The 25,783-nt window shown below is 50.9% G+C and carries 25 protein-coding genes and 1 pseudogene; 17 read left to right on the forward strand and 9 right to left on the reverse strand.

Translation table 11 applies throughout. From position 1 onward, the window contains the following. Positions 1 to 26: 26 nt before the first annotated feature. The 5 genes from ASC49_RS20235 to ASC49_RS19690 all read right to left on the reverse strand — a co-directional run bounded on the left by ASC49_RS20235 (position 27) and on the right by ASC49_RS19690 (position 4,294). On the reverse strand, positions 27 to 176 hold the full coding sequence (locus tag ASC49_RS20235) for a cytochrome ubiquinol oxidase subunit I (RefSeq protein WP_342667556.1): 150 nt from the start codon (positions 174 to 176) through the stop codon (positions 27 to 29). Positions 177 to 906: 730 nt separating this feature from the next. Next, positions 907 to 1,050, reverse strand: a complete 144-nt coding sequence (locus ASC49_RS19840; protein WP_156085544.1) for a hypothetical protein — start codon at positions 1,048 to 1,050, stop codon at positions 907 to 909. A gap of 121 nt (positions 1,051 to 1,171) precedes the next feature. Next, positions 1,172 to 2,248, reverse strand: coding sequence for a hypothetical protein (locus tag ASC49_RS18560; RefSeq protein ID WP_055464731.1), 1,077 nt, complete (start codon positions 2,246 to 2,248; stop codon positions 1,172 to 1,174). A 15-nt stretch (positions 2,249 to 2,263) separates the two neighbouring features. Next, positions 2,264 to 3,562, reverse strand: a complete 1,299-nt coding sequence (locus ASC49_RS18565; protein ID WP_055464732.1) for a ParA family protein — start codon at positions 3,560 to 3,562, stop codon at positions 2,264 to 2,266. A gap of 393 nt (positions 3,563 to 3,955) precedes the next feature. Then, entirely contained in the window at positions 3,956 to 4,294 is a 339-nt protein-coding gene (locus ASC49_RS19690) for a chemotaxis protein CheD (RefSeq protein ID WP_162265222.1), read from the reverse strand. 1,211 nt (positions 4,295 to 5,505) lie between these two features. On the opposite strand from ASC49_RS19690, the gene ASC49_RS18580 reads away from it, so the two are divergent. Further along, complete coding sequence (locus tag ASC49_RS18580; RefSeq protein WP_055464734.1) at positions 5,506 to 5,775, forward strand: SHOCT domain-containing protein; 270 nt, start codon at positions 5,506 to 5,508, stop codon at positions 5,773 to 5,775. 61 nt (positions 5,776 to 5,836) lie between these two features. On the opposite strand, the gene dsbD is transcribed toward ASC49_RS18580, so the two are convergent. Together dsbD and cadR are read right to left on the reverse strand one after the other, a co-directional pair. Next, positions 5,837 to 7,726: a protein-disulfide reductase DsbD gene (dsbD, locus tag ASC49_RS18585; RefSeq protein WP_082443882.1), complete on the reverse strand. Its 1,890-nt coding sequence runs from the start codon at positions 7,724 to 7,726 to the stop codon at positions 5,837 to 5,839. A 68-nt stretch (positions 7,727 to 7,794) separates the two neighbouring features. Beyond that, the gene (gene cadR / locus ASC49_RS18590; RefSeq protein ID WP_055464751.1) at positions 7,795 to 8,247 is read right to left on the reverse strand and encodes a Cd(II)/Pb(II)-responsive transcriptional regulator; all 453 of its coding nucleotides are present in this window, start codon (positions 8,245 to 8,247) and stop codon (positions 7,795 to 7,797) included. An 81-nt stretch (positions 8,248 to 8,328) separates the two neighbouring features. Here cadR and ASC49_RS18595 point away from each other — a divergent pair, with 81 nt between their 5' ends. The 11 genes from ASC49_RS18595 to ASC49_RS18645 all read left to right on the forward strand — a co-directional run bounded on the left by ASC49_RS18595 (position 8,329) and on the right by ASC49_RS18645 (position 18,231). Then, complete coding sequence (locus ASC49_RS18595; RefSeq protein ID WP_211262094.1) at positions 8,329 to 10,530, forward strand: heavy metal translocating P-type ATPase; 2,202 nt, start codon at positions 8,329 to 8,331, stop codon at positions 10,528 to 10,530. 16 nt (positions 10,531 to 10,546) lie between these two features. Then, on the forward strand, positions 10,547 to 10,816 hold the full coding sequence (locus ASC49_RS18600) for a TFIIB-type zinc ribbon-containing protein (RefSeq protein WP_055464737.1): 270 nt from the start codon (positions 10,547 to 10,549) through the stop codon (positions 10,814 to 10,816). 55 nt (positions 10,817 to 10,871) lie between these two features. Continuing rightward, positions 10,872 to 11,876: a DsbA family protein gene (locus ASC49_RS18605; protein WP_055464738.1), complete on the forward strand. Its 1,005-nt coding sequence runs from the start codon at positions 10,872 to 10,874 to the stop codon at positions 11,874 to 11,876. A 28-nt stretch (positions 11,877 to 11,904) separates the two neighbouring features. Then, on the forward strand, positions 11,905 to 12,390 hold the full coding sequence (locus ASC49_RS18610) for a DUF411 domain-containing protein (RefSeq protein ID WP_055464739.1): 486 nt from the start codon (positions 11,905 to 11,907) through the stop codon (positions 12,388 to 12,390). A gap of 95 nt (positions 12,391 to 12,485) precedes the next feature. Next, entirely contained in the window at positions 12,486 to 13,076 is a 591-nt protein-coding gene (locus ASC49_RS18615) for a Spy/CpxP family protein refolding chaperone (RefSeq protein WP_055464740.1), read from the forward strand. A gap of 173 nt (positions 13,077 to 13,249) precedes the next feature. Continuing rightward, on the forward strand, positions 13,250 to 13,702 hold the full coding sequence (locus tag ASC49_RS18620) for a disulfide bond formation protein B (RefSeq protein ID WP_055464741.1): 453 nt from the start codon (positions 13,250 to 13,252) through the stop codon (positions 13,700 to 13,702). Further along, a complete protein-coding gene (locus tag ASC49_RS18625; protein ID WP_055464742.1) occupies positions 13,699 to 14,352 on the forward strand; it encodes a DsbA family protein in 654 nt (217 codons plus the stop codon). Before ASC49_RS18620 ends, ASC49_RS18625 begins: the two co-directional genes overlap by 4 nt. 120 nt (positions 14,353 to 14,472) lie before the next feature. After that, positions 14,473 to 15,006, forward strand: a complete 534-nt coding sequence (locus tag ASC49_RS18630) for a DsbE family thiol:disulfide interchange protein (RefSeq protein WP_055464743.1) — start codon at positions 14,473 to 14,475, stop codon at positions 15,004 to 15,006. 118 nt (positions 15,007 to 15,124) lie between these two features. Beyond that, a complete protein-coding gene (gene lspA, locus ASC49_RS18635; protein WP_082443884.1) occupies positions 15,125 to 15,676 on the forward strand; it encodes a signal peptidase II in 552 nt (183 codons plus the stop codon). Between the two features lie 2 nt (positions 15,677 to 15,678). Continuing rightward, positions 15,679 to 17,004, forward strand: a complete 1,326-nt coding sequence (locus tag ASC49_RS18640; protein ID WP_055464744.1) for a M23 family metallopeptidase — start codon at positions 15,679 to 15,681, stop codon at positions 17,002 to 17,004. A 186-nt stretch (positions 17,005 to 17,190) separates the two neighbouring features. Continuing rightward, a complete protein-coding gene (locus ASC49_RS18645; protein ID WP_055464745.1) occupies positions 17,191 to 18,231 on the forward strand; it encodes a DMT family transporter in 1,041 nt (346 codons plus the stop codon). A gap of 146 nt (positions 18,232 to 18,377) precedes the next feature. On the opposite strand, the gene ASC49_RS18650 is transcribed toward ASC49_RS18645, so the two are convergent. Next, entirely contained in the window at positions 18,378 to 18,920 is a 543-nt protein-coding gene (locus tag ASC49_RS18650) for a recombinase family protein (protein WP_055464746.1), read from the reverse strand. Positions 18,921 to 19,089: 169 nt separating this feature from the next. On the opposite strand from ASC49_RS18650, the gene ASC49_RS18655 reads away from it, so the two are divergent. From ASC49_RS18655 to ASC49_RS18670, 5 genes are all read left to right on the forward strand, one after another. Beyond that, a complete protein-coding gene (locus ASC49_RS18655; RefSeq protein ID WP_055464747.1) occupies positions 19,090 to 22,110 on the forward strand; it encodes a Tn3 family transposase in 3,021 nt (1,006 codons plus the stop codon). Between the two features lie 45 nt (positions 22,111 to 22,155). Beyond that, complete coding sequence (locus tag ASC49_RS20335) at positions 22,156 to 22,443, forward strand: transposase (RefSeq protein ID WP_082443885.1); 288 nt, start codon at positions 22,156 to 22,158, stop codon at positions 22,441 to 22,443. Between the two features lie 19 nt (positions 22,444 to 22,462). Further along, entirely contained in the window at positions 22,463 to 22,936 is a 474-nt protein-coding gene (locus tag ASC49_RS18660; RefSeq protein WP_055464748.1) for a hypothetical protein, read from the forward strand. A gap of 319 nt (positions 22,937 to 23,255) precedes the next feature. After that, complete coding sequence (locus ASC49_RS18665; RefSeq protein ID WP_055464749.1) at positions 23,256 to 23,930, forward strand: DUF7168 domain-containing protein; 675 nt, start codon at positions 23,256 to 23,258, stop codon at positions 23,928 to 23,930. A 137-nt stretch (positions 23,931 to 24,067) separates the two neighbouring features. Further along, positions 24,068 to 24,913 carry a hypothetical protein gene (locus ASC49_RS18670; protein ID WP_055464750.1) on the forward strand — a complete coding sequence of 282 codons (846 nt, stop codon included), beginning with the start codon at positions 24,068 to 24,070 and terminating at the stop codon, positions 24,911 to 24,913. Positions 24,914 to 25,408: 495 nt separating this feature from the next. On the opposite strand, the pseudogene ASC49_RS18675 reads toward ASC49_RS18670, so the two are convergent. Beyond that, positions 25,409 to 25,783, reverse strand: a pseudogene (locus ASC49_RS18675) (transposase); the annotation flags it as partial.

Below are 25,783 nucleotides of genomic sequence, written 5' to 3' on the forward strand. Positions count from 1 at the left end.
GAAAAAGGCGGTGAGTACTTCATAGGTTAAAAGCGGTCCAGGGACACTACCAGCGACGCTAGATAACTCGCCAGCCCAATGGTGATCGCAGGAAAAATAATGTGAAACGATACTGTGAACGCAAATTGGATCCGCGCCAGATCGATAGCAAGCCAATCGCTCATCTTCAACCCCATAAACACATAATGATGCGTTATGTTAGGCGCAGGATTAAAACGGAGACAGGCACACTTTTTTATAAAGTAGATAGGAACAATCGAGGACACTGGTGCTTTTACGTTATCCGTTCAGGAAACTATATCCGCTCCAAAGTGACGATCGTCACTTCCCATTGTTCACCTCTGTTTTTCCCCTCTTTATTACCCCGATGACGATAGTCATTTAGTCAATATTTCTACTCTTTGCATTCGGTGACGATCGTCACCTTTCTCATACCTCCAGAAGCAGAACGTCTCTTACTAGAGTCTTTATCCAAGAAAAGGGGAGGCGGTGACTGAATAATGAAATGAGATGGTCGCTCTCTCTACAAGGTCAAAATACGCTGTAGAGATGCCGTAATAAACTTGATAAAGGGGGATTCTTAGAGAATAGATACAGGTCTCTTATTCATTTTTCAATGGATACAGTCATAGAGATTTCACCTCAATTTGGACCGATTTCATTGTGCTATAGAGTCAAATGCTAGGCGCTATGCAGGACAAGGTATTTTCCATAAAGAAGGGAACACGTTGGCTTTAATTAAGGCTCCTGCGCTCGCAGTGCGGTCGTTTTTTAGAGTGTAAGTGAAAATCCCAGGGGAGAGGGGATCCGTGCCATAAAACGCTCAGATAGGCTTTAGCCAGCGCTACCTAATTGGAATGCGATCCTAGCTTACCAGACGCTAGATAAGCTAAGACCAAGGAAACGTCAGATGGCTGTGTTCATACGCAGTAATGCATTCCTGACACTCACTGGGCAGCTCGCCAGAAAACTACAACGTACAGTGTCGGGTAACAGCCAAAAATCGATGAGTCGACATTCTTTCACCAATGCCGTAAAATTAGCGTTCATAATAATGATCCTTTCCGGGGATATTGTTATCTATCAGATGGTTGCCGCCATCTTGATAGGCCTTGACTTAAGTGACTTGGGTTGCCGCCCGAGCCACTTAATCTAGCGCTTCACTGTCGCCTTATTTCGTGGCTTCAGCTTCTTCTTTCAGAATATTTTCTATTCGATCCAATAAATCCTGAAGTTCTTTTTCTTTCTCCTTGAACAAGGCGTACACCTTCTCCATCGCTTCCGGCGTTAAATCGCTGCGATTCACATTAAGATTGAATGAACAAGCCTTTTTATTGATTTCCAGACACGAAGCTTCGCTTTCTTCCTTCACTTCCTTCGTCTCTGTAAACGCTTCTTTCGCATTCAACGCCGCATCCAAACGTAAGACAATGTCCTCCAGATGAGGCTGAATCTGTGCGGCCAAATGATCACTTAGATACTGTACGCACTTACGGTTTTTACTGATCGTAATTTTGCACCGCTGGCTTTCCAACCACTTGATGATGTGTTTAGCATCAATAATGGTTCGTACTTTTGGCAAGACGTTGATTTCCTGTTTTTTTAGCAAATCCGTTAACACCGCTAAAAAGAGCATGGCTTTAAAATCCCCATAATTCGGGCTTTTCAGCGTGGAAGAACCAACCGACATATACAAGTCTTTTGCCGTCGACTCAGGATTAGCCGCGGCATACAGCTGGTAGAAATCCAACATTAGTTCCGATTTCTCAAAATTATTATGGGGAGTGTTCGTATTGCTCTGATAGACCAACGCCGTGACAACCCACAGGTCATCTTCCGTAATGTTCATCACTTCAACGGGCAAGTTAATGAAGGCTTCTTCATTCTTAGCCAACTCCATGATGACCGCTCTACGAGTCCAGCCATCAATCAAGTAAATGGTCGGATCACCGGCTAGGGTATAGCCGATTGCCGGATTTGAAATGACACGCTGATCTTTTAATAGGTTAAAAAGATCCAGTTTACGAACATTCACCCCTTCAAGGTTACGACGGTTTCCTTTGGCTTTGGCCGTTTTCGTCTCAAGCTCGTGATAAGGAATGTTCACTAATTTAGTGGCGAACTTTTTAATTTCCCCAGTAAAACGGTTGTTTACTTCTTTAAAACGAGGGCTACTTTCTAGTTTATGGAGACCACGGTCGCCATATATATCCCCTCGACCTCTAAATTTTTTCTCTTCAATACTCATTCTAGTAACCCAAACTTATACTAAGTTGTTTAAATCATTCTCAGGATTGGCAATACGCATTAGGTCTTGCTTGAAGTGATCATAGACAGGATTCAGTGAAGACATAGCTTTCGTATACTGCGTTCGAGACACGTCCTCAGTATATAGATCCCAAATAAACTGACTCGTCTCTGAAGCATATTTAAACGCTTCCGAATGCTCGACAGTGCCATTAATAATAGAACCTGTTGCCAGACCGATGGTGCGGTGTTTCACTCGCCCCTCCGAAATAGACTTGGATTCATGATCTGTAATGAGAATCTTAAAATCCTTCAGGTTTTTCCCCTGGGAAGGAAGCTCGCGAAGTCGACTCGGTGTGGAACTTAAGAATAAACTGGTGGCATCATAATCAAGCTCATGCGGACGGAATGGCGTTAAAAAATAGTCCGCTACATCAATAGCCAGCCAGGTATTAAAAGAGTCGCTTGGTGGCGTATCAAAAATGATGTAGTCGTAGCGCGTTTTCAGAATCTCCAGCACTCGGTAGAACTTCTTAAAAATGGCATCAATCGCTTCCGGTTCTTTCTCAAACCCCACAATGCGTTCATCACTCGGTAGTGATGGCATGATATCCAGTGTCGGAATATGAGTAGGGTAGGGGGTATTCAGAATCATGTCTTCAAAACCATGAATTTCTTCATACTGCTTGGATAAGTTGTATTCCTCTGATTCATAATCCGACACCAGGATGTCTGTCAGGGTCAATGGAATCTCTTGATGAGGGTCGCCCTTTAGTCTACAAAAAGAAATATTCGATCCCTGTGTATCAAGATCCACTATACACACGCGCCCCATTAAATCTAAATCCAAGGCCAGTTTTGACGCCAAGGTTTGCACAATGGTCGATTTACCGGTCCCACCCTTTCGGTTGGCAATCGCGATCACCGTTGGGTTCAACTCAATATACTTCCCTTTGGCAACTTCTAGGCTGTTAAAGGGTTTGCCAATGTAATTAAGCACTTTGACCTGTTCGCCATAGGTATAGGCGGAGGTTTTGCTGCGCCCGATGGTCACAGGGTCTTCAATAATGCCTTTCTCAGTACATTCAGCAATGATTTGATCGGCGGTTTCTTTACGCCCACCAATAAGCTTACGTAATACGGTTAAGGAAACGCTGGTACGGCGCACCGCGCGATCCATATCCAACTCCTCACCGCTTTCTGTGTAGACCTTTATTGAGTTCGTAATTTGATCGCGAAGAGATAAGCGCTGCATGCGCATATTTGCACCAACACTTTCCATTTTTTCCAGGGGAATCATAAATGGGTGAGACATGAACATACTCCGTAATGATGTACTGATGGCACTAAGAATACCTCCATAATACATACTTCAACGATCACGGGAAACACTTTTTGCCGGAAAACTCAAAAAATTGAGAGCAATCGAAAATAAGAGTCCGCATGTCAAAACATCGTTTACTTTCAGAACTTTGAAGACAGTCACTCTCAGTTCTCTATCGTGCAAGGGGATCTGATGACAAGTCGATCGTAGTCATGAACCCTCTACAAAATACTTAAGCAGGGGAGGGGAGAGTAGCGGGTGTAGACAGCTGAGGGCTAAGTGAGCGAATCCCGTTTTACGACACGACTGTTAAAGCGTGCTGATTGCCTCTTGTTAAGGTCGGTGAAAACTTCACCCATACCGCCCCTGTCTCGATGTCGAAGATTAAGCGGCGTTAGCAAAATCCCCCACATGTGCGACATGAATGGGTACACTAAGCTGGCTCAGCAACTCAAATGCAGCTTCCACATTTTTCTCTCCGACCGGGCGGAGAGAGACAAGGCTGTCTTCCGTAACGGGCTGTTTTTCACACATATTTCCGCCACCAAAGATCTTAGCTTGAAATTTACTAAGTGGCGTATTGTGACGTTTAGCGGATTGTTCAAACGAAGTCATGCAGTCATCGGCAAACCTCGGGGGTAAGCGGTCATCATGACGCTCAAAACGAGACGGCAAGGCATAATGACACATGCCTCCGATACGCTTTTCTGGGTGCCATAACACAAGTGAAGTACAGGACACCTAGTAAGATGTGCACCTGGGCCGGAGCCTGACCAAAGAAGTAGTCTCCAGCATGCAAAATCACGCGCTGTTTTGCAGGTCGCATGCTATAACGCCTTGAGCAGCTGGCAAGCAATCTGATCTAATATTGGCGAAAAACTTCTTGATGAGTGCTTGAATAGTCTGACTGTGTAGCGAGTATTTGCCCTTGAAGTGCTTCTCAAAGTCACCTGCAGAAGGCCAGCCCCAATGACGTTTTCGTATGAACTTATGAAGCTTAACCATGTCATTCCAGAGTCGAGCCGACTCCCTTCGCAAATCGGTTTGCAAAGAAGCAGGGGAACCAATATTGATTTTAATAACAGTTGTTAAGCTCATTGATCTATAATTGCACTGTACAAACATACAGTCAATAGAGCCATGACATACAAGACCAGCTCGCACTCAAAATACAATTTACAAGCGCATATAATCTTTGTGACGAAATACAGAGAAAGAAAATTGACCAATGAGGCATTAATAACCGCAGAAGCCATCATTAGAAGAGAATGCTGAAAATTAAAGTCTGATTTAGTTGTATTTAATGGAGAGTCTGATCATGTGCATCTAGTTGTTTCGTACACGGGGTTTGAAGTCCAACGGAACGAAAACGTACGCTAAAAGTAACCGTCCGGTAAACCCATCTTGAGCCATGTGCTGGCTTTGCCAGGATAGTGTCCACTTAATTCTTAGTGGACACCTATTAGGGGTTACCGCACGAAACGGAAAATATTGTACGTTAAGGTTTCCACGGCACCCATTGAGGGCGAACCAGCCCTTTTTTGACCTTACGGCGCCGACGCCCTATCACGGTAGTGCATTGCAGATTTAGAGAGGGAAGGCATCGGGGACCCACCGGTGTCGACACATTGCTGCTGACCCCTTCAGGCCTGAGTGGGCTGTTGATGAAACTTCAGAATTCCATTAAGCGAACATCCCTCTTGGCTCGCGGCATGAATGGGGACTGAGCGGTCTCTGCGATATTTGATTCGGAGCTGGAAATACCTGACTTTTGTGCCAATTTAGCCCTTGCCTTTGCATGACGTCGCGTAAATGGTGATGCAGACAAACAACAAGGCAAGAGCGGACAATAGAGCGCAATCGAGATCGCCGACAGCTAGAGGGGACGTGCGACCAAGTTGACAGTCGAAATGCGCTATCATTAGGGTAGTCTAATGTTTGGTGGTACCAGGGAGGTGGATGTCATGTGGCACGATCACATGTGGAGCGGACCAGGGATGATGGGATGGGGGTTTATCCCCATGGTGCTGTTTTGGTTGTTGGTTATCGGGGTTTTCGTTTTTCTGTTCAGGTTGTTCTCGGGCAAGCGTTCGGAGCCCTCGGATGATTCCAGCTTACAGATTTTGAAGGATCGCCTAGCCAGCGGTGATATCGACCAGGTGGAGTTTGATTCTCTGTACGACAAGCTCAAACACGCCCATTGATGTAGCTGATTGGCCGAGCCAACTTTTGTGGAGGCTCGGCCGATGTCGCTTTGGTTGGGCTTCAAATGCTTCGTAACAAATCAACGAAATCGGCGACCGTTGGCACGCCTATCAGGATCTTTTCTGCCAGTAGCTTACCCTTGTGGTCATAAAAAATTTGCGCGGGTGGGCCGATGATTTTGTACTCCTTGTTCAAGGCGGTCGCAGCATCATCGTTAGCCGTAACATCGACCTTAATCAGCGTAAAGCGTTTGAATTCCGCTTGTACACTGGCGTCAACAAACACAAAGCTTTCCAGCTCTTTGCAGGTAATGCACCAATCTGCGTAAAAATCGAGCATCACGGGGCGCCCTTGGTCACGGGCTTGATCAAGCAAGGGGCGAAGCTGATCGAGTGAGGTAACCTTGGCAAAAGGTGCCAGAGCCACGGAGCTGTTGGATGACCCTCCACCGATTCCACCAAGCGGTTTCAACAAACTGGCGGTTCCAGCCGCTATGCCGATCAGCAGGGTTGAGCCGTAGATCAGCATCAGCACCCCGATGCCTTTACCTAGTTTCCCCCAGCCTGACGAACCCTCGGGCAGTCGATCCAGCGCTTTCAAGTAGATGGAAGAGGTAATCAGGATCGCACCGACGAGCAGTACCGTCACCGTTGGAGGCACAATGCGATCCAGCATCCAAACGGCCATCAGCAGCATGACAACGCCGAATCCTGCCTTGATATGAACCATCCAATGCCCTGCTTTGGGTAGCAGTTTGCCCGCCGACGTACCGATGATGATCAGCGGCGCGCCCATGCCCAAGCTCAGGCTGAATAACGCGGCCCCACCAAGCACCGGATCGCCGGTTTGGCCAATGTAAACCAAGGCACCCGCCAGAGGGGCGGCGACGCAGGGCCCTACGATCAGAGCAGACAGAACGCCCATTGCAAAAACACTCGCGGAACGACCTCCGCGTTGTTGGCGGCTGAGGTTCGCCAGTCGATTCTGAATCACGGCGGGCATCTGTATCTCAAAAAAGCCGAACATCGATAATGCGAAAACCACGAACATCAGGCTGAATGTCGAAATGATCCAGGGATTTTGGAATGCCGCTTGGATGTTGGCACCGAAAATACCCGCAGCGACTCCGGCCAGGGTGTAAGTTAGCGCCATCGCAAGCACATAGATGCTGGAGTAGAGGAACGCCTGTCGGGTGGACACCTTCCCCTCATGACCCACAATGACTGAAGAGAGAATGGGGATCATCGGAAACACGCAGGGGGTCAGTGACAGGGCTAGGCCTGCTAGGAAAAATAGCAACAGGGTAACGCTAAAACTACCTGAGGTCAGCATATCGGAGAAACGGCGCTGATCCGTCAAAGAGAAATCGAGTGGGTCATCAGAGATCTTAGGTGATACGGCTTTGGCCAAGAGAGGTGCGGCTGGAGCGGTATCCGTGGGCACGGCGGTTAGCTGGACCGTTTCAGTCTGGGGGGGGTAACAGATGCCTCCCTCCCAGCAGCCCTGGTATTCAATCTTGAATTCCGGATTTGGATTCCCAGCTGAAGACTGCTGCACCGCGATCCGAAATTCGGCCTGATCGTAATAGACCTGGCTCTGTCCATAAATAGCGTCTTCTTTTTCAACCGTAGGCCCCTTTTGAATATCACCGACGTCGAGCTGACCGTTGGTGTGCAGTTTGATCTGGTCTCGATAGAGGTAGTAGCCGCTTTCGGGCATGACCCATTGCAGGACCAGCAATCCCGGTTCGGGCTGGTTGTAGCTGAAGAGATAGGCTTCTTCCACCGGTAGAGGGCCTTGAGGTTTCTGACCTGTCAGCGATTCCCACAGACCCGCATTGGCTACGCTCAGTTGCGCCCACAGCAGAGCGACCATTGCCAATCGCCAACAGAAACTTAGCTTTAGGAAAGAGGAGGGGCTCGGCTGCTGATTTGTCGTTCTGGTGTTCATCTACACTCTCAATCTCTAACGTATCGGGTCGTCTGTTTAGGTACGGTTATTCCTTAAGGTTCACAAGCTTAATCAGAGGCCTGAGGATGCTGATGTCCACTGCATACGCCTTCCGGCTGGCAGTTTTCCAAGAATTGTAGGATGCCGCAATTGGCCGCCTGCCCTTCCGGGTTGACAACTTGGTTGCACTGCGTCCGTAGCTGGCGCAGCTGTTTTTCCAGCTGTTTCAGCTCTTTAATCTGCCGCTGGGTTTGAACAATGTGGCCATCAATCATCTCATTGACATGATGGCAGCTATCGATCGGGTGATCTCGGCACTGGAGCAGTTGCCCGATTTCGTCCAGATTGATGCCAATGCCGCGGCAATGGCGGATAAACAGCAGCCGCTCCCTGTGCTGATCACTGTATATGCGATAATTGCTAGTGGTACGCTCGGGTGGCGGCATCAAACCTTTGCGCTCGTAAAACCGGATAGTGACCGTTTCGGTATCGGTTAATTTTGCCAGTTCTCCAATTTTCATCTCGCTACCTGCTTGCTTGACATTATACCCACTATAACCTTTATAGTAATGGCTAAGCAATTTTCTCAAGCCGGAACTCTTATGCAATCGAAGTCATCAACCTCCTGCTGTGGCGGCTGCCAGACCGAAGCCACCGTGACCGATACCGCACCCCAGACGGAACCGTTGACGGGGGGCGTTCGCCTCTACATCAACGCGATGGACTGCCCCACCGAGGAGCGGATGATCCGCGCCAAGCTGGAAACCATGCCGGAAGTAAAAAACCTGGCATTTAACCTGATGGATCGGGTGTTGACCGTTCAACCCGCGACCGCTGACAGCATGCCCGCCATCATTCGAGCGCTGGAGGATATCGGCTTTCCCCCTGAAGTTCTCGATGATGATCAGTCGATCCCGGTCGAACCCTCTTCCGGTTTTTTCAAAGACTATGGGCGGTTGGTGCTTGGTGGGCTTTGCGCCCTGGTAGCCGAAGTCTTGGATTACCAAGCCATTGATCAAGCGTGGCTTATTGTAGCCTTTGCCTTGCTGGGTATCGCATTGAGCGGACTCGGTACATACAAGAAGGGCTGGACTGCGCTCAGGCACCTGGACTTCAATATCAACGCGCTGATGTCGATTGCCGTTACCGGTGCCATGCTGATCGGCGAGTGGCCGGAAGCGGTCATGGTGATGGTGCTTTTTACCCTGGCCGAGGTGATCGAAAGCAAGTCGTTGGATCGTGCGCGTAACGCCATCAAGGAGTTGATGGCGCTGGCGCCGGATACCGCGACCGTCAAAGGTCCCGCCGGGGATTGGGTGGCGCAGCCGGTTGGCGAGGTTGAGCTCGGTCAAACCGTGCGCGTCCGCCCCGGGGAGAAAATTCCACTCGATGGAGAAATCATCTCGGGGTCGGCGGCCGTTAACCAGGCACCCATTACCGGTGAGAGCCTGCCGGTCGAAAAAACGGAGGGTGATAAGGTGTTTGCCGGTACCCTGAATGAGACCGGCATGCTGGAACTTAAGGTCACGGCGCTTGCAAGTAATTCAACCGTTGCACGCATTATTCACGCGGTGGAGAAGGCGCAGAGTGAGCGCGCACCGGCGCAGCGCTTTATTGACCGTTTTGCACGCGTCTACACGCCTGCCGTTCTGATTCTGGCCGCCCTTACCGCACTGCTGATGCCGCTCGCCTTTGGCTGGAGCTGGATTGATGCGGTATATCGTGCCCTGGTTCTGCTGGTGATCGCATGCCCATGCGCGCTGGTGATCTCTACCCCGGTGACTGTGGTCAGCGGATTAGCGGCGGCGGCGCGTCATGGGGTGCTGATCAAAGGTGGGCTCTATCTGGAGCAGGCCAGCAAATTAAAAGCCTTGGCCTTTGATAAGACCGGCACCCTGACCGAGGGGCGCCCGCAGGTGACTCATGTCGAGCTGATCGGTGATGCAACGCACGCCGATGCGGTGCTGTTCGCCGCCTCCTTGGCCAGCCACTCAGACCATCCCATTTCGCAGGCGGTGGTTCGATTCGCCAACGAGCGGGAGCAACTCAGCGATTTTCTCTCCGTCGATGGGTTCGAGTCGCTGACCGGGCGCGGGGTTCAGGGGCGGCTGGAAGCGCTGGACTGCGTACTGGGGAACCACCGATTAATCCATGAACTCGGTCTTTGCTCCAGCGCCTTGGAAGCATCGCTGGAGGCGATCGAGGAACAGGGGCAGACCGCCGTGGTGTTAGTATGTGACCAGCGACCCTGGGCGATCTTTGCCATCGCCGATCAGCCCAAAACTCACAGTCGTAAAACCTTGGAACAATTAAGGGAATTAAATGTCCATACGCTGGTCCTGTCAGGCGACAATCCCCATACGGTAGCCCGTATTGCGGAACAACTGGGCGTCGACGATGCCCGCGGTAACTTGCTGCCGGAGCAAAAGCTGGAGGCCGTACAGGCATTAAAGACGCAGCACGGCATCACCGCGATGGTGGGCGATGGCATTAACGATGCGCCGGCGATGGCAAGTGCTGACATCGGCTTTGCCATGGGTGCCGCCGGTACCGATACCGCCATCGAAACCGCCGATGTGGCGTTGATGGATGACAACCTGGAAAAGCTGCCCTGGTTTATCCGGCTCAGCCGCACGGCGAGTTGGCGCCTCAAGCAGAATATCACCTTAGCGCTCGGCATCAAGCTGCTGTTTATGGTGCTGGCATTAACAGGTGAAGCAACGCTCTGGATGGCGGTGTTTGCCGATTTGGGTGCCAGCCTGTTGGTGATATTCAACGGCTTACGCTTATTACGTTTTAAATAGTGGAGGAAAAAAACGGATGAAATGCCCCCATTGTGACACCTTGCTGCAGATGACCGACCGGCAGGGGATCGAAATTGACTATTGCCCCAGCTGTCGCGGCGTCTGGTTGGATCGCGGTGAACTGGATAAGCTTATCGAGCGCTCAACGCAAGCCGATGACCGGCGTCCGGAATCGCGACGCAGCGAACCACGCTCGGACTACCAACATCAGAACCATCACAGACAGGGTTCGCACTATAAAAAACGCAAAAGCTTCCTTGGGGAACTTTTCGACGTTTTTGACTGAAACCGCTGGAATTATCAGCAACCAAATAATTTTACCGAGTTAAGGACCGTACAAAATGCTTAAACGAATCACTGCCGTGGCTGCGATTGCCGGGTTGCTTGTTTTACCCTCCGCCTATGCAGAGCAATCCCCCAAGCTGACCTACGATGGCCAGCAGTATCAGGGGGACACCCTGCCGCCTGCGTTAAAGCAGTCACTGAACCAACTGGCGCAACAATACAACGACCAGCGCCGCCAGGCAGTCGATCAGTACGCGTTGAATCGCTATGTGCAGGAAGAAGCCAGCAGACAGAGCAAAGATGTCAAAACCTTGCAGCAGGAGCTGATGGCCGTCGCCGATCCGACCGAGGAGCAACTGAAGGGGTTCTACGAGGCCAACAAGGCACGTATCCAAGGTACCTTCGAGCAGGTTAAGCCCGAGCTGGTTAACTACCTCAAGCGGCAGCAGATGACGGAAAGAGCGCAGCAGCTATTGGAGCAGATCGCGCTGAAAAAGGGCTACCGCGTGGAACTTCCCGAGCCTGAACAACTGCGCCTAGACGTTGCTACCAAGGGGTACCCCTCCAAGGGAAACCCAGACGCAAAAATCACTCTGGTTGAATTTGCCGATTACCAATGCCCCCACTGTAAGAATGCGGTCGAGGCCGTCGATGCGCTTCTCAAACAGTACGGCGATAAACTTCGTGTCGTCTATAGAGACTTCCCGATTAATCAGTCCGGTATCTCCCGTAAAGTTGCGGAAGCCGCGGTGTGCGCCGACCAACAAGGGCAATTCTGGAAATTCCATGATCTCGCGTTCGAGCGCCAAAACTACCTCAAGTCAATCCCTGTCGATGCCCTGGCCAAGGAAGCGGACTTGGATATGGGCAAGTTTGGTGACTGTTACCAAGACGCCGCCACCCAGGCCAAAGTGACCGCGTCGCTGAATGAAGCACGCGAGCTGGGTCTCTCCGGGACGCCATCGTTTTTCGTCAATGGTCGGCCGCTGGGCAACACCCACGGCGATCTGCTGAAAGACCTGAAGGAATTGATCGACGAGGAGCTACAGGCCGGTAGTTGAACTAACGTATTTCAAGAGGAACAATAAAATGAAACATCTACTCACATCGGCGCTACTAGTGCTGGCTTTAGGCAACGGAACAGCCGCCGTTGCCGCTAACCCAGCTTGGCTCGAAAGTAAGTCGGAGAAGGCTTACGAAATAACCGTTTATCGCAGTGCTTCTTGTGGTTGCTGCAAAGGTTGGATTTCCCATCTTAAAGACCATAACTTTGCCGTCAAGGACGTCGTGGTCGACGACGTGAATCCTTATAAAGAAAAGTTGGGTGTGCCCGCCCAGGGGGCGTCCTGTCATACGGCAGAAGTTAACGGCAAAGTGATTGAAGGGCATGTGCCTGCGCAAGACATCAAGGTCCTGCTTGGCTCAAATTCTGATATTCGCTTGCTGACTGTGCCGGGGATGCCTTCGGGTGGGCCGGGTATGGATATGGACGGTGCGAGAAAGGATGCCTTCAAGGTTTATGCTGTCGACAGTGGAGAGCAGGTCAGCGTCTTCAACGAATATAAGCAGTATTGATGGGGGGTAAATTCGGTACCTCCCTAACATCGAACTATAGGTAGTTGAATACCTATATTTCCATGTGATTTGTGTGTGCTTAAAGGAGAAAATCCATGAAAACGAAGCGATGGATGTTAAGTGCCGGAATGGCCATGAGTTTGGCTGCGGTATCGGCAGTGGCGGACCAGCAATGGTCCGGCGGAATGATGAGCATGATGGGCGGCCCTGGGATGATGGATGGGTGCGGCATGATGAGTGGCTCCTCACCCCAAGGGAAACCTGCTGCGGGTATGAAACACGGCTCCGGCATGATGCACAACCAGGGGATGATGCAGAACCAGGGCATGATGCACGGGCGTGGTATGGCGCCAGAGGCGATGAGCGAAAGGCTGGGGCAGAGCCTTCAGCAGCTAGAGAGTGAGTTAAAGCTGTCGGCCGATCAGCAGTCCGAGTGGCAACGATTTGTGACCGTTGTTAAGTCGCAGTCAGAATCGATGGCCCAGCATCACAATCGAATGTATGGGCTGTTCGAGCAAAGCGCCAGTATGACGCTGCCTGAGCGGGTTGCGTTGCACAAGGAAATGATGGGAGAGCGCTTTGCCAGTATGAGCCAGTTCAATAATGCGATAACAGCCTTCTATCAGTCGTTGAATGCAGAGCAGAAAACACTCATGGACGGTTATCCGATGATGGGGGGAATGTAGCGGCTAAGTTCGGATTAGATCGTTTCATGAACTAGCAAAACGCTATTTTTTTCAGCAGCCACCGGGACGACTGAAGGGGTAAGCCCGGAGGCTGCTTTTTTTCTCGTAAGCTCGGTCAACACCTTTTTCAAACAAGGCTTTTTTGGAATGAGACACGAAACGCACAGGTAACCATGAGTAGTCTATTAACGAACGATCAAGACACAGCCGATAACACGGGCTGGTCGTTGATCTTTTTCTGCTGGATTCTGGCCGTTGTAGCGGTGCTGGGAAGTTTGTTTTTCAGTGAGGTGATGGGGCTGCAGCCCTGTGTGCTCTGCTGGTACCAGCGAATCTTTATCTACCCGCTGGCGGTACTCTTTCTGGTCGCGCTGTTCCCACTGGATAAACGCGTTGTTCGATACACGCTGCCGCTTGCCGTGATCGGGTGGGGATTTGCGGTGTACCACTACCTCGTTTACTCCGGTTACATTCCCGAAAGCTTGCAGCCCTGCAGCCAAGGGGTCTCCTGCGCGGAGATCAACTTGGAACTGTTCGGTTTTATCACCATCCCCATGCTGTCGATCTTGGCTTACTCAGCGATCATCGCTTTACTGTTAATTTTTAGAAAACGGACCTACCCATGAATAAAAAACTGATTGTCGCGTTATCCGGTGTTCTTCTTTTTGCACTGTTCGGGATAGCCGCCTATCTCCTTGAAAGCCAAAAAACGGCGGGGATCACCGAGGTCGCGAGCGACCCCAAGATAATGAAGCGGTATTATTCACCGACGATGGGTCCATCCAGCGCTCAGGTGACGATCGTCGAGTTTTTCGACCCTGCCTGTGAGACCTGCCGGAAGTTTCACCCCTACGTAAAGCAATTGATGGAATCAAATCCAGGGCGGGTCAACATTGTCATGCGCTACGCGCCGTTCCATCCGGGGTCTGACTATATCGTGAAACTGCTTGAAGCGGCCAAGCTCCAGAACCTGTTTTGGGAAACGCTTGAGGCGACTTATGAATCACAGCCCTTCTGGGCCCAGCACGGTAACCCTCAGCCGCAGACGATCTGGCAGTACCTGGGTGGTGTTGGCCTTGATATCGCGAAGGTCAAAGAGGATATGCAGAGCCAGCGCTTTGAACAGCGCATACAGCAAGACCTTGAAGACGCCAGCGCGCTGCAGGTAACCAAAACCCCGACCTTCTTTGTCAATGGCAAACCGCTCTCAAGCTTCGGTTATCGACAATTGAAAGCCTTGGTGGAGTCAGAAATCAGTGAAAATTACCAGATGTGACCCGGCTTTCCGGGCACCGTTTGGTGGGCGTATGGTGTTGGAATCTGGCGCTGTGGCCTGCAGACGGGTTAGCGTACAGCGACTAAGTCGTCGGCTTTCTCACCTACATAGAGGCTTTGTATGAGACGAGTCCTGCTTTTTTTGCCGCTAGCTGTCGTCATTGGGCTCGGCTTTTTCTTGTGGAGGGGGTTGTACCTTAATCCGAAGGAGTTGCCCTCGGCCCTGATCGGTAAACCCGTTCCACAGTTCGAGCTCCCTTGGCTTGAAAAACCCGGTCAAACTCTGACGCAGGAGGCGCTGAAAGGTAAAGTGAGTTTGCTCAACATTTGGGCGACCTGGTGCCCCTCCTGTCGTACGGAACACCCGTTTTTGATGGAGTTGGCTCATCGAAGGGGTATTCCGATCTATGGCGTCGATTATAAAGATGAAGTGCCTGCCGCTAACAGATGGCTGTCAGACCTCGGTAACCCTTATGTCGCCAATGTTGTCGACGACAAAGGCTCTCTAGGGCTCGACCTTGGCGTCTATGGTGCGCCCGAAACCTTTATCATCGACAAAAGGGGAGTGATCCGTTACCGGCATGCGGGGCCTTTGAATGATGCGATATGGAAACGAGATTTACTGCCTGTTTTTCAGCAGCTGCAGGGTGAGTAGCGATTCAAATCAGCCCGTTTTTATGGCTGTCACCGGCACATCAACATAGAACACCCGACACAACCCCTGACGTGCGTCAGGCGCGCTGTTCCTCGTGTTAAAAAAAGGTCATTGTTAGATGATAAAAAATGATTTCCCCGGCACTCATCGAAACCGTGGAGTACAGATTTTACTTGTTTCTATGCTCACACTTGCACTGGACCAACTGAGCAAGTGGATAGCCCTTGCCTACCTGCTGGAAACACCGCGGGTGATTGAGGTGACGGCCTTCTTTAACCTGAGGCTTGGTTTCAACACGGGCGTGAGCTTCGGTTTGTTTCGTGACTTCTTTGCCAATGCGCCAGAACTGCTTGCGCTGATCAGCTTGGCGATAGTGGCTGTGCTGCTCATCTGGGCTTGGCGTTCCGATTCGTTTTTTGAGCGGATCAGTCTTGCCGTGATCGCGGGCGGAGCGCTTGGTAATATCGTTGATCGGTGGCGCCAGGGGGCGGTGACAGATTTTTTGGATTTTCACTGGGCTGGCTGGCACTGGCCGACATTTAACGGTGCCGACATCTTTATTACCTTGGGTGCGATTTGTCTGTTGCTGTCGGGGCTAAGGCGGACTGACGAAACCGATTGGAAAGAAAAGCAAATTACCGGCCGACGCGGGCCGACGAGGGTTAACTGACTGTGAGTACGGCGACGAAAGTTCTAACGCGTTTGAATTCAAGGCCATTGGCGCTCTGGAAAGGTTTCGGTGTCGCCCTTATCGGCTATTTTGCATTGCAAGTCTGGATTGATTGGCAGGTAACGGATCAAGCAAGCGCGCCACCGCAGTGGGAGGCGCTCGCTGGGCCAGGGGTTGCTGTCGAGGAGACACAGCCTGCGCCCATCAGTCATGAACGTCTATCTGAGCGTGATGCAACGTCGGAGGTGGTACTCGCTGCAAAGGCAGGGGATACCCTCGATGGCTTGTTAAAGCGTCTGGGGCTTGATTCGAAGATGCGCTCTGCAGTGGTTCAGGCTCTCACTGCCGAGTTTGATCCGCAAGCACTTCAGCCAGGACACGAGGTGGTTATAAGGTTTGAAGACAACCAGAAAACACCACAGCAACTTCTGTTAAAGATTGATGCGGGCGTAAAAATCCTATTGTCATTCGGCGATCCATTAACTGTCTCTCGCTTGACTCCCGCGATAACGTCGCAAGAGCGAGCGGTTCGATTCAAGCTAGACCGTTCAGTTTATGCTTCGCTAAAAGCGGCGAACATCCCGACCCGCTTCGCCCAGGATCTATCGCTCATGTTGGCCCCTCTGATTCAGTTTGATCGGGCCTTCAAAGGTGGAGAGAAATTCGAAATCCTATGGCATGAATACCCATTGGCAGAGGGGCGCGAAGCCAAACCGCCGAATCTGAGGTATGTCCGTATAGAGATGGGCGATCGTACCATTGAAGCCACCCGCTCCAACGGTACCGATAGCCACTCCAGAATCTACAAGAACGGCGAGTTAGTCCGCACCTTGGTAACGCCCGTGGACGATGGGCAGATTTCATCTATTTTTGGACCGAGAAAACACCCTGTTTATGGCAATGTGCGGATGCATACCGGTGTAGACTACTCCGCCCTGCGTGGCGCTCGGGTCACGGCATCGGCTCCCGGGGAAATTCTTTATATGGGGCGCCGCCGCGGCTATGGTCGCGTTATTGAGATACAGCACGAGAAAGGGGTTGTGACTCGGTACGCACACTTAGAGTCCTTCGCGGCAGGCCTTGAGCGAGATAGTCGTGTAGCAGCAGGGGATGAAATCGGTAGTGTTGGCGCTTCAGGTATAGCGACCGGGCCCAACCTACATTTCGAAGTCTTGAGTAATGGGCGCCCCCTGGACCCACTTTTCGGTCCTCGAACGGTGCTTTCAAAAGCGATCAGCTCGGTGGATGGTGAACATCGCGACCTCTTCAATATGCGGGATGCCTTTGACCGAGTGCTCTTCGACTTAAAACGGAGCGAGAACGGATAGTGCTGCATAGGGTAGGGTCGCTTGTATGTCGTTTATTGCGACATAGAACCGCAGTTTATCGGTTCTATCATAAGTAGGAACAAAGCAGATGAATGAAGGTAATGGCCGCTTCCACTCTTTGTCTGCATCGACAAAGCAACAGGCTGTAATCTGAATGCGACGCTGTGAATCCAACTTAGGGGCAGTATGAATCAAAGTATCGCTTACGCCATCTTGGCTGCCCTGCTATTTGGAGCCAGCACACCCTTTGCCAAACTGCTGATCAACGAGGCGTCGCCCTTGGCTCTGGGCGGAATGCTTTACCTGGGCAGTGGCCTAGGGCTTGGGCTCGCGAGGCTGATCAGGGATCGAGGCTGGAAAAATCCGGGCATACCTACGATGGAATGGCCCTGGCTGCTTGGGGCTATTTTCTTTGGCGGGGTTCTGGGTCCAGTCGCCCTCATGTTCGGATTGAGCTACTCCAGCGGCGCTTCAGCGTCACTCTTGCTGAACCTGGAGGCGGTTCTGACCGCTCTGATTGCATGGGTCGTCTTTCGGGAAAACGCCGATCGGCGAATCGTGTTGGGGATGATCGCCATCGTAGCCGGAGGGGTTGTCCTGTTCTTGCCGACGGGGGAGATAGGCGTTACAAACAGTATCGGTTCGCTAGCCATTGCGCTGGCCTGCCTGTGCTGGGCGATCGATAACAATCTGACCCGCCAAGTATCCGCCTCCGATGCGGTGTTTATCGCCGGGAGCAAAGGGCTGATCGCCGGATCTGTTAACTGTGCGCTGGCCTGGTTTATGGGAGATGCATTTCCTCCGCTGGCAACCACAGGCGCAATCATGACACTGGGGCTGCTGGGCTACGGTGTAAGCTTGGTCTTGTTCGTATTGGCACTGCGGGGATTGGGAACTGCGCGCACTGGCGCGTATTTCTCCACAGCGCCCTTTATCGGAGCACTGATCGCGCTGACCTTGTTACACGAACCCGTTACCTCCGCTTTCTGGATTGCCAGCGTGCTGATGGGGTTGGGTGTGTGGCTGCATCTGACAGAACGCCATGAACACCTGCACACCCATAAGCCGTTGGAACACAGTCACACGCACCGCCATGAATATCATCACCAACACGATCACGAGTTTGACTGGGATGGGCAGGAGCCCCATTCGCACCAGCACGCGCACACCGAGGTGACGCACAAGCATCCACACTTTCCCGATATTCACCACCGTCACCGACACTAACTCATCCACATGGCCGCAGAACACTGGCGCCGCCTTCAGGAATTTCATGAAAGTTGCTCTGGATAAATCGCTGGAGGTTTTGTTTGTGAGAGAGGGGCTTTTTTCTTAAGCTACCGGCCATGCGTCTCAGTGCTGCAGGACAGGCATTACCTAAGTAATTTATACACTGTAGACCTGCCGATACCCATTTGCTTGGCAATGTCTGTAGCCCCAACCCCTTCCTCACGAAGCTCTTTTACTCGTCTTCGGTCAATAGTTCGCTTGCGACCAAATTTAACACCTTTCGCTTTTGCCTCAACACGTCCTTCATTTGTTCTTTCCAATATCCGTTGTCGTTCCGCCTGTGCCACGGCAGAAAGAATGGTAACAACCATCTTTCCCATAGTGCCTTCCGTGCTAATGCCATCATCCAGAAAGCGGATAGCAACACCCATTTCATCGAACTCCTTGATTAACTGGATCATGTCAGCAGTGTCACGGCCAAGGAGATCCAGCTTTTTTACCAGGATTACATCGCCTTCCTCCACCTTTAATCTCAATAGGCGTAATCCCTCTCGGTTAACATGACTACCCGTTACTTTGTCGGTAAAGATTCGATTGGCTCTTACTCCTTCCGCCTTGAGGGCTTTGACCTGCACATCGAGCGATTGCTGGCTTGTGGACACACGAGCGTAACCGAAGAGTCTCATGAGGTGAAAATAGTCTCCTAAATCGATTAATAGATCGTCTGTCTGCTAAGTCTGAGAAAAGCGATTTAATAGACAGTTTATTGTAGGCACTTTATGATGTCCACTAACTTATAAATTAATAGACACTGCGAATGCTCGCGATTCTTACAGTTATTGGTTGGGGTAGCACATGCCCGTCGATTTTTTAACCTCGGAACAGAAAGCTAGCTATGGGCAATTTTCTGGCGAACCGAATGAAGTGCAGTTGGCCCGCTACTTTCATCTGGATGAAGCTGACCTCGCTTTTATCCTTCAGCGGCGTGGTGTTCAGAACCGTTTCGGTGTCGCCTTACAGTTGGGCTGCGTTCGATTCCTGGGAACCTTCCTCGCCGATCTGTCACGGGTTCCGGCCAATGCTCAATGGTTTGTTGCACGACAGCTTGGCATCACCGATATAGCAACCCTGGCCACCTATGCACAGCGTGAAACCACTCGACGGGAGCACACGGCCCAGATCCGTACCCACTATCAGTACCGGGAGTTCACGTGGCCGTGGTCCTTCCGGCTGAACCGCTTACTCTACACACGCAGTTGGATCGGCAACGAACGCCCCAGCCTGCTTTTCGATCTGGCCACCGGTTGGCTGATACAACACAAGATCCTGCTGCCCGGCGCCACCACACTGACCCGCTTGATTTCCGAAGTGCGCGAGCGGGCCACCAGTCGCTTGTGGCAACGGCTGTCGGCGTTGCCGACATCGGAGCAGACCGCAAAGCTTGAGACGTTGCTTCAGGTTCCGGAGGGAACACGAACTTCCCGCTTTGACCGCTACCGCAAGGGGCCGGTGACGATCAGCGGTCCCGCCTTCAATGAGGCGGTTGGCCGTTATCAGGAGCTGAAGGCCTTCGGCATGCATGAGCTGGATTTTACCGGCATCCCGCCAGTCCGCTTTAAAAACATCGCCCGTCACGCCGGAATGATTTCTATGCACAAAATAGCCCGCATGCCGGAGAGAAAGCGCACGGCCATCCTAGTGGCCTTCGCCAGGGCATATGAGACCATCGCCCTCGATGAAGCCCTGGACGTGCTGGATTTACTGATTACCTATATTGCCGGTGAGGCCAAAAAGCTGGGCCAGAAAAAGCGGTTGCGGACACTGAAGGATCTGGATAAATCCGCGCTGGCCTTGGCGGAGGTTTGTGCCCTGATCCTCAATGAAAGTACGCAGGATGAACTGCTGAGGTCGGCCATCTTTGCCAAAATGCCGCGTGAAAAACTGGCGGCATCCATTGCCACCGTCCATGAACTGGCTCGCCCTTACGACGACAACTTTCAAGATGAAATGGTGGAACAGTATGGCAGGGTCAGACGCTTCTTACCGAAATTACTGTGTGATATCGAGTTCAAAGCGGCTCCGGCGGGCAAGGCGACCCTGGAAGCCCATCAATATCTGGCCGGTCTGTTGAAATCGCGCAAGCAGCAACTGGAAGAGGCGCCACTGGACATTGTTTCCAATCCCTGGAAACGTCTGGTGTTTGACAAAGAGGGGCGAGTCACCAAGCGAGGCTACACACTGTGCTTTCTCGATAAGCTGCAAGACAGCCTGCGCCGCCGTGATGTCTATGTAGAGAACAGCGATCGCTGGGGTGATCCACGGGCCAAGCTGTTGCAGGGCCAGGAATGGCAGGCCAACCGCATTCAGGTCTGCCGGTCACTCGGTCATCCACTGAATCCCCAAGAAGCCATTGATGGTCTGGTGCGCCAACTGGATGCCAGCTACAGACAGGTGGCCGCCAACTTTGATGACAACAAGGCCGTTGAATTGGATCTGTCTGGCAAGCGGCCCACATTGACCATCACCAATTTTGACAAGCTGGATGAACCGCCCAGCCTGGCGCAGCTCTCCCAGCAGGTCGAAGCCTTGCTGCCCAGCGTGGATCTCACGGAGCTGTTGTTGGAGATAGACGCTCATACCAGCTTCGCCGACGAATTTACCCATGTCAGCGAATCCAATGCCCGTGCCGGGGACCTGACGGTCAGCCTCTGCGCGGTGTTATTGGCGGAGGCCTGCAACATCGGATTGGAGCCTCTGATCAAGCACCAAGTGCCCGCCTTAACCCGACACCGCTTGAACTGGGTCAAGCAGAATTACCTGCGGACTGAAACTCTAGTGAAGGCCAACGCCAAACTGGTGGACTACCAATCCACTTTATCCCTGGCCGGGCAGTGGGGCGGCGGCGAGGTGGCTTCCGCCGACGGTATGCGGTTTGTCACACCCGTCCGCACCATCAATGCCGGGCCGAACCGGAAATACTTTGGCTCCAGCCGCGGCATTACCTGGTACAACTTTGTCTCGGACCAGTTCTCCGGCTTTCATGGAATTGTCGTCCCTGGAACACTGCGTGATTCCATCTTTGTGCTGGAGGGTCTGCTGGAGCAGCAAACCGGCCTAAACCCGGTGGAGATCATGACCGATACTGCTGGTGCCAGCGACATGGTGTTTGGCTTGTTCTGGCTGCTGGGGTACCAGTTTTCACCGCGCCTGGCTGACGCCGGTGAATCCGTATTCTGGCGCGTGGACAAGGCCGCCAACTATGGCGCATTGGATGAGTTGGCCCGCAGTTGCGTCAATACCCACAAGATCGAACAGCACTGGGATGACATGATGCGCATTGCCGGTTCGCTCAAACTGGGTACCGTGCAGGCCTCCGAGCTGATCCGCTCGCTACTGAAAAGTGATCGGCCTTCCAGCCTGGCACAAGCCATCATTGAAGCGGGCCGGATCAATAAGACCCTTTACCTGCTGAACTACGTGGATGATGAAGACTACCGCCGTCGGATTCTGACCCAGTTGAATCGCGGGGAAAGCCGTCACGCGGTCGCACGGGCCATCTGCCACGGCCAGCGTGGCGAAATCCGGAAACGGTACCGGGAGGGTCAGGAAGATCAGCTTGGAGCGTTGGGTTTGGTGACCAACGCTCTGGTGCTGTGGAACACGATTTACATGCAGGCCGCCTTGGATCACCTGAGACGACAGGGCGAGGACGCGAAAGAAGAGGACGCGAAAGAAGAGGACGAAGCCAGATTGTCGCCACTCAGCCATAAACACGTGAATATGCTGGGCCACTACTCGTTCACCCTGGCAGAACAGGTGCTGAATGGGCAGCTCAGACCGTTGAAGCAGCCATCGGACCTGGACGAATGGCCTTAGCGTACGTTTTCGTTCCGTTGGACTTCAAACCCCTACACTCCTACCATATCCGTTTCTAGGCTTGTTCAAATATTAAAAAGTATGACTGGCAGAGAGCTAAAGCTGCATCATCCTTATCTTAATCAAGTAGCGTGGAGAAAAAATTCATTATGGAGTAGTGGTTATTTTGCTTGCTCAGTAGGAGGTGCGCCACTGGAGGTTTTAAAGCAATACGTGGCTCAACAAGATAGACCACATCAAGCCTTCTTCGAAGGCGTGACTATCCATCCCTCGCAGCAAGCTGCGGGGCTTTACGTCAATTTTGGTAAACGGCGGTTCGTTCCGAAGGGATAGCCTGCATTACGATACCGTGATGCCTGACAATCTTCCTCAGCGGACTGGCATCTACAGCTGTTACACCGGTACCGGTTATTACGATCGTTCTTGGTCAGTTGCTATGTATAACGATGGTCCTCGCAACATTGAAGGTCGTGGGTATGAATCTACGCTGCATGTGGACCTTTTAGATGTCGAGTCCTATAAGGAGCAAATGACCTACCACGAAAATGCGGCTCTAAGCGTCCACCCAGGCTCTTTATTCCAAAAGGACCTGTTTCAGCAAGCATCAAGAAAGCCGAAAGAGGTCGGGGACCAAGTTTGCTCATTTTTAAATGAATATGGTGAAGTTCTTGCTGTCCATGGCGATATTCTGAACGTGGATGTACTTGGACAATTGATGTCGGATATTCCGGGAGAAGCTATTTCATCTCCGAAAGCTATCAAGCTTGCCATAGAAAACCGCAGACAAAAGCGCGTCTCATCAAAGGACTGGGCACCTGCTATGTAGATCCAAGCAAAACGATCGATACAGAAAATAAGTGACTCTCGATGTACAGGGATGTCACAGATGAAAAATATCAAAGCTTTAATCGCAAAGGGCTCTTTTACAAACACTAGAAATACATGATGAAGAAGATTTTATGTCTATCACGGCAACGATCAAATGTGACGCGCTTGGTTGTCACAGAGAATTTGATGCACAAAATCCAGGTGATCTAAATGTACACAGTGAGCTTGGCGCCAAGGGGTGGATTCAGATGATTATGATACGTATTACTGCCCAAAGTGCAGGGAGGAAATTAAAGAAGAACTAGGGTGTGAAGCAGATGAGTGACGAGAGGATTTTAGACAAGATAAAGAAAAGTATGGCCCTAGCTAACTCATCCGATGGTAACGAAGTAGCTACAGCACTAAGGCAAGCTCAAGCACTGATGAAGAAGCACGGAATTGGCTGTGATGAAGTGAAACTGTCTAACGTCGAAACCGTCAAAGCTAAGGCGGGGAAAAGTCAGAATCCACCTAGATATCACCAAATGCTGGTTCAGTTAATATCAACAGCATTTGCAGTTAAACCTATCTATCATTCTGGTTTTGATGGAGCGGACATCGAATTTATTGGCTTCGATTCCCAGCCAGAAATTGCAGCTTACTGTTATGAGGTTCTATATCGGCAGCTACTGAATGACAGATCGTTCTATCAGAAGACTCTGAGCCGGTTCAAACATGCAAACAAGATCCGTAAGGCAGATCTGTTTGCTGAATCATGGGTATATGGAGTATCAACCAAAGTAGTTAAGTTTGCTTTGACTGAGGAGCAGTCAGATATACTTAACAAGTACATCGTTAAACGAGGCGATGACTTAACCAAAGTCGCTGAACGTAAGCATAAGGCCAAGCGTGAGGATGGAAGCGCTATCTACCTAGGTGGTCAGGCTGGTCGCAACGCAGATTTATTCCGCGGTACTGGTCAGGATAAGCGTGCGGCATTAACTCATTCATAAATAGTGTCCCAGATTAAGCTTGACTTTCCTGATTCAGAGCCCGTCCGCAGTCAAAAAGTCAATAAAGCTGTTTCTGGGGACTGCTGTGCTTTATACTCATAATAAGTACATGTACCTATTATTGTGAATCCTAACCGATGAAGAAGCGTATTCCAGTTAAAGAGCTGTTAATCGATCCACGTATTGGCCATAATCTGCAGGATCTCTGCGAAAAAAATGAGCTACTAGAAAGTGACTCGTTATCAGATAAGCTTGTTAGAACCTTGAGACTACTAACGAAAGAAGGGGTAGATCCATCATCTCTTAGCTATTCTGAAATTCAAGATTTGGCGCGTGCCGCTGGTATTTCAGACAACCTGAGTCGGACCACGATTAAGCAAGCGCGAGAAATGCTGTCTGTCGGTGGCCGCACCCGCGATCAAAGCAAAACCGATATGGCGCTCTACGTCGTTAACAAGAAACTGGCTGGCCTTTTTCTGATGGACGATGAGCAATTTGATGTCGCCAGGGTTCACGCTGCAATTGCAGACCTAATTATCCCGATCGTTCTTCTAAAAGCCCAGTACGCCAAGACACCCTCCAAAAACTTCATCAAGGTGGCGCCTTACGCAAACAAGCTTGCCGCTGGCTCTAACGCTGGCTGCGAACTACTTATGACGCTTCTTGAGAATCCTGATACAGGGTTCAACTACAAGCACATGTGCAACCTAGTGCTCAAAAATACTCAAACGCATTTGTCTTATGCTACGGTCCAGAAAATAGAGAAAACCGCTGAGTGGGCTGTTGAGTCCTTCCGCACACACGGAAAGGACGTGGAGGCTGTTGTTGAGGTGGCACTTAAATTAAAACCAGCTATTAATCAGCTTAAGGCGATTGATGCCGCCGAATTGGCTAATGTTGTTCCGACATTACTGGTAACTGCTCTTGAAGCTGCAATATTAAGTAAGGGCATTGGCCGTCGCCAATTGTTCAACCACATCTAGAGAAGGAGGTGTTTTGTTAGCCCCTAGGGAGCGCGGCATGGTTGTAAGAAAGCACTGTAATAATCCGTCTTTTGACTTCCTCCTCGCCGTGAACGACGAGGATTCCTTAGAACCATTACAGTCCTAAGACTAGGGCGACTTACGCCGCTACCTTTCCTTCCGCAAGTGGGAGCAACAAATTAGACCGTTAACTTTCTTGACCTACAGACCGCCCCCTTTAGTGATTATTTTTTGATCGAATTTAAATTGAGCCGTTAACTTTTGGTAAAATTACGCATCATTACGGTGCAAGAAATCCATACAGAAATTACCTGCTACAACTTCTAATTTATCCATCAATGAAAGTGTCTAGGGAATGTGCGATTAAGTTAGCTAGTTAGTACGAAGTCACACCTGACTTGATTTGCTTTTAAATTTGCTCAAAACCTTAGTTTTTAGTGTGTCTTATTCCCTAGTTGGAGCCTTTAAAGCTCCAACTACCATCACCCAGACGGATTAACCCCGTGCAGACCTTATCATCTGATCCACTCGCAGTAGGTTTCCCAGTGCAAACAACACCGCGAGCTTGTTGTCATTTTTTTATAATCCTTTATAGGCTACTTTTCGGAAGCCAAACTGGCACTTCAATATGCGAAACGGGTGCTCGACTTTTGCTCTGATGCTCGCTTTTATGTACTCAGTATTGATGGGGGTTTTATTAATGCGGGGATGTTTCTTCCATTTCCTAACCTTGCTTGGCATCTCCGCAATCAACCAGTCCAGCTTCTTATTTTTGGTTTCCTCACGTTTTTCTACACCACGATAGCCTGAGTCAGCAGAGACAAACGTCTCATCGCCATGCATGAGTTCAGTGATTTGGTTTAGATCATG

Origin of the sequence: Marinomonas fungiae, from assembly GCF_001418205.1 — a bacterium.
Lineage (GTDB): Bacteria > Pseudomonadota > Gammaproteobacteria > Pseudomonadales > Marinomonadaceae > Marinomonas > Marinomonas fungiae.

Bases quoted from the DNA above. Each gene is read 5' to 3' on its own strand.
- cadR (WP_055464751.1), bottom strand. From the start codon at position 8,247: ATGAAAATTGGAGAACTGGCAAAATTAACCGATACCGAAACGGTCACT.
- ASC49_RS18600 (WP_055464737.1), top strand. From the start codon at position 10,547: ATGAAATGCCCCCATTGTGACACCTTGCTGCAGATGACCGACCGGCAG.
- ASC49_RS18645 (WP_055464745.1), top strand. From the start codon at position 17,191: ATGAATCAAAGTATCGCTTACGCCATCTTGGCTGCCCTGCTATTTGGA.
- dsbD (WP_082443882.1), bottom strand. From the start codon at position 7,726: ATGAACACCAGAACGACAAATCAGCAGCCGAGCCCCTCCTCTTTCCTA.
- ASC49_RS19840 (WP_156085544.1), bottom strand. From the start codon at position 1,050: ATGAACGCTAATTTTACGGCATTGGTGAAAGAATGTCGACTCATCGAT.
- ASC49_RS18650 (WP_055464746.1), bottom strand. From the start codon at position 18,920: ATGAGACTCTTCGGTTACGCTCGTGTGTCCACAAGCCAGCAATCGCTC.
- ASC49_RS18595 (WP_211262094.1), top strand. From the start codon at position 8,329: ATGCAATCGAAGTCATCAACCTCCTGCTGTGGCGGCTGCCAGACCGAA.
- ASC49_RS20235 (WP_342667556.1), bottom strand. From the start codon at position 176: ATGGGGTTGAAGATGAGCGATTGGCTTGCTATCGATCTGGCGCGGATC.
- ASC49_RS18655 (WP_055464747.1), top strand. From the start codon at position 19,090: ATGCCCGTCGATTTTTTAACCTCGGAACAGAAAGCTAGCTATGGGCAA.
- ASC49_RS18605 (WP_055464738.1), top strand. From the start codon at position 10,872: ATGCTTAAACGAATCACTGCCGTGGCTGCGATTGCCGGGTTGCTTGTT.
- ASC49_RS18620 (WP_055464741.1), top strand. From the start codon at position 13,250: ATGAGTAGTCTATTAACGAACGATCAAGACACAGCCGATAACACGGGC.
- ASC49_RS18630 (WP_055464743.1), top strand. From the start codon at position 14,473: ATGAGACGAGTCCTGCTTTTTTTGCCGCTAGCTGTCGTCATTGGGCTC.
- ASC49_RS18560 (WP_055464731.1), bottom strand. From the start codon at position 2,248: ATGAGTATTGAAGAGAAAAAATTTAGAGGTCGAGGGGATATATATGGC.
- ASC49_RS18660 (WP_055464748.1), top strand. From the start codon at position 22,463: ATGCCTGACAATCTTCCTCAGCGGACTGGCATCTACAGCTGTTACACC.
- ASC49_RS18665 (WP_055464749.1), top strand. From the start codon at position 23,256: ATGAGTGACGAGAGGATTTTAGACAAGATAAAGAAAAGTATGGCCCTA.
- ASC49_RS18670 (WP_055464750.1), top strand. From the start codon at position 24,068: ATGAAGAAGCGTATTCCAGTTAAAGAGCTGTTAATCGATCCACGTATT.
- ASC49_RS18610 (WP_055464739.1), top strand. From the start codon at position 11,905: ATGAAACATCTACTCACATCGGCGCTACTAGTGCTGGCTTTAGGCAAC.
- ASC49_RS18565 (WP_055464732.1), bottom strand. From the start codon at position 3,562: ATGTCTCACCCATTTATGATTCCCCTGGAAAAAATGGAAAGTGTTGGT.
- ASC49_RS18615 (WP_055464740.1), top strand. From the start codon at position 12,486: ATGAAAACGAAGCGATGGATGTTAAGTGCCGGAATGGCCATGAGTTTG.
- ASC49_RS18625 (WP_055464742.1), top strand. From the start codon at position 13,699: ATGAATAAAAAACTGATTGTCGCGTTATCCGGTGTTCTTCTTTTTGCA.
- lspA (WP_082443884.1), top strand. From the start codon at position 15,125: ATGATAAAAAATGATTTCCCCGGCACTCATCGAAACCGTGGAGTACAG.
- ASC49_RS18580 (WP_055464734.1), top strand. From the start codon at position 5,506: ATGTTTGGTGGTACCAGGGAGGTGGATGTCATGTGGCACGATCACATG.